At 62.1% G+C, this 2,792-nt stretch carries 2 protein-coding genes and 1 pseudogene; all 3 read left to right on the forward strand.

Annotated features, from left to right (window positions below; genetic code table 11):
• The coding region (locus tag Q7T06_RS06445) for a transporter substrate-binding protein (RefSeq protein ID WP_304782143.1) at positions 1–332 on the forward strand (332 nt) is incomplete at its 5' end.
• Between the two features lie 161 nt (positions 333–493).
• Positions 494–2,098 carry an urea ABC transporter permease subunit UrtB gene (gene urtB / locus Q7T06_RS06450; RefSeq protein WP_304782146.1) on the forward strand — a complete coding sequence of 535 codons (1,605 nt, stop codon included), beginning with the start codon at positions 494–496 and terminating at the stop codon, positions 2,096–2,098.
• Between the two features lie 47 nt (positions 2,099–2,145).
• Positions 2,146–2,792: pseudogene (locus tag Q7T06_RS06455) on the forward strand (urea ABC transporter permease subunit UrtC); the annotation flags it as partial.

Genomic DNA, 2,792 nt, shown 5'->3' on the forward strand with positions numbered 1-2,792 from the left:
CCAAGAAGCTGCCGAACGCCAATACGGTCGTCACCAACGATCCGATGGAAGCGACCTACGTCGGCATCCACATGTGGAAGCAAGCGGTCGAAAAAGCCCATTCGACCGATACCGACAAGGTGATTGCAGCCATGGGCGGCCAGACCTTCAAGTCACCGTCGGGCTTTACGCTGACGATGGACAAGACCAACCACCACCTGCACAAGCCGGTCATGATCGGCGAGATCAAGAATGACGGTCAGTTCAACGTCGTCTGGAAAACCAAGCAGCCGGTACGTGCCCAGCCCTGGAGCCCGTTCATTGCCGGCAACGAAGCCAAGCAAAAGATGTAACACCGCCGCCTCCCCGCGGGGAGGCGCTCAGTCAACGGTGGCAAAAAGCCGGGTCGTGCTTGCCTCAAACCTCCACGTCCCGGTTTTTTTTTGCACACGACGCTCTGACATCCGCAATGCTGCATGGGCAGCGCTGCGACTTCGGCAGGAATCTCATCGATATGAAGCTGCTGCATAGAATCATTGCCTGCACGCTGCTTTACGCCTGCGCCGGCATGGCCCACGCCGTCATTGACCCGGCATTGCTCAGTCCCCTGGCCGGCGACGATCCGGAGGCGCGCATTGAAGCAGTCGGGAAGATCGCCGCACTGGCAAACGACGACGCCCGCAAGGTACTCTCCGCATTGAAGGAAGACACGCTGTATGCCACGGCCGATGGCCAGGTACTGGTAGCAGAAGACGACAAGGCGTGGGATCCCGCGACCGGCAAGACATCCACCCTGCCCGAAGGCATTGATGGCATCACGGTCAACAACCGGCTGCGCGCCGCCGTCGACAGCGCACTCTCCGGATTGCAGTTGCTGTCACCCGATGCCGGGCAGCGACGCACAGCGGCTGCCGCGCTGCTCAAGAACATCGACCCGGCCCAGGCCCCGCTGATCAAGCTTGCGCTGGAAAAGGAAACCGACCCTGCAATCAAGGCGACCCTGACCCTGGCTGCCGCCACCGTCAACCTGCAGTCGCCCGACGCAGCGCTGCGGCGCGCAGCCGTGGTGTCGCTGGAAGGCAGCAGCAATGCCAGCCTGAAGCCGGTGCTGGAAAAGATGATGCAAAAAGGCCCGGACGGCGCCTACCTGGAGCCGGATGAATCGGTCCGCCTTGCCGCCGTCACGACGCTGAACAAGATCAACGGCCGCCTGGCCCGTACCGAATTTGTCGGCAACCTGTTCTACGGCATCTCGCTGGGCAGCGTCCTGCTGCTGGCCGCCCTCGGGCTGGCGATCACCTTCGGCCTGATGGGCATCATCAACATGGCGCACGGCGAATTGCTGATGATCGGCGCCTACACCACCTACGTCTGCCAGACGCTGTTTCGCAAATACGTTCCCGACGCCATCGACTTTTACCTGATGGTGGCCTTGCCCGCTGCTTTCCTGGTGGCGGCAGCAGTGGGCATCCTGCTGGAGCGCACCGTGATCCGCTGGCTCTACGGCCGTCCGCTTGAGACACTGCTGGCCACCTGGGGCATCAGCCTGGTGCTGATGCAATCGGTGCGCTCCATCTTCGGCGCACAGAACGTGGAAGTCTCCAATCCAAGCTGGATGTCCGGTGGCATCACGGTGCTGGATAACCTGGTGCTGTCGTGGAACCGGATCGTCATCATCCTGTTCGCGATGTGCGTGGTGGCGGCGGTCTGGCTGATCCTGAACAAGACGCGGCTGGGGCTGTTCGTGCGGGCCGTCACGCAAAACCGGCGCATGGCGGACTGCGTGGGCGTGGCCACCGGACGCATCGACATGATGACCTTCGGCCTGGGTTCCGGCATCGCCGGACTGGGCGGCGTGGCGCTATCGCAGTTGGGCAATGTCGGGCCCGACCTGGGCCAGGCCTATATCGTCGATTCGTTCATGGTGGTGGTGCTGGGCGGGGTCGGTCAGCTGGCCGGCACCGTGATCGCCGCACTGAGCCTGGGCGAAATCAACAAGTTCCTTGAGCCGGTGGCCGGTGCGGTGATGGCCAAGATCGTCATCCTGGTATTCATCATCATCTTTATCCAGAAACGTCCGCAGGGCCTGTTTGCCCTGAAAGGCAGGAGCGTCGAATGAGTGCCTCCCCGACCGACATCAAGACGCTGCCGGCCGCAGCGCCGGCGATGGCCAACGGTGCTGCCGGCCTGTTTTCGCGACCGGCATGGATCGGCATCATCGTCTGCACCGTGGTGCTGGCCCTGCTGCCGATACTGAACCTGGCATTTCCTGCCGGCCATGTGCTGCACATGTCGGGCTACACCGTGGCGCTGGTCGGCAAGTTCATGTGCTTTGCAATGGCGGCGATGGCGCTTGACCTGGTATGGGGCTATACCGGCATCCTGTCGCTCGGCCACGGCGTATTTTTTACGCTCGGCGGCTATGCGCACGGCATGTACCTGATGCGCTCCATCGGGCGTGACGGCGTCTACCAGAGCAATCTTCCTGACTTCATGGTCTTCCTGGACTGGAAGGCTTACCCCTGGTATTGGAGCTTCACCGACAATTTCTGGTACTGCATGTTGCTGGTGGTGCTGGTGCCCGGCGTGCTGGCGTTCGTCTTCGGTTACTTCGCCTTCCGCTCGCGCATCAAGGGCGTGTACTTCTCGATCATCACGCAGGCGATGACCTTCGCCGCGATGCTGCTGTTCTTCCGCAACGAGACCGGCTTCGGTGGCAACAACGGCTTCACCGACTTCAAGCGCTTGCTCGATCTGCCGATCGCCACGCCGGGCATGCGCATCACGCTGTTCGTCATCACCGGCTGCACGCT

Source organism: Herminiimonas sp., from assembly GCF_030645555.1.
In the GTDB taxonomy this organism is placed as follows: domain Bacteria; phylum Pseudomonadota; class Gammaproteobacteria; order Burkholderiales; family Burkholderiaceae_D; genus Oxalicibacterium.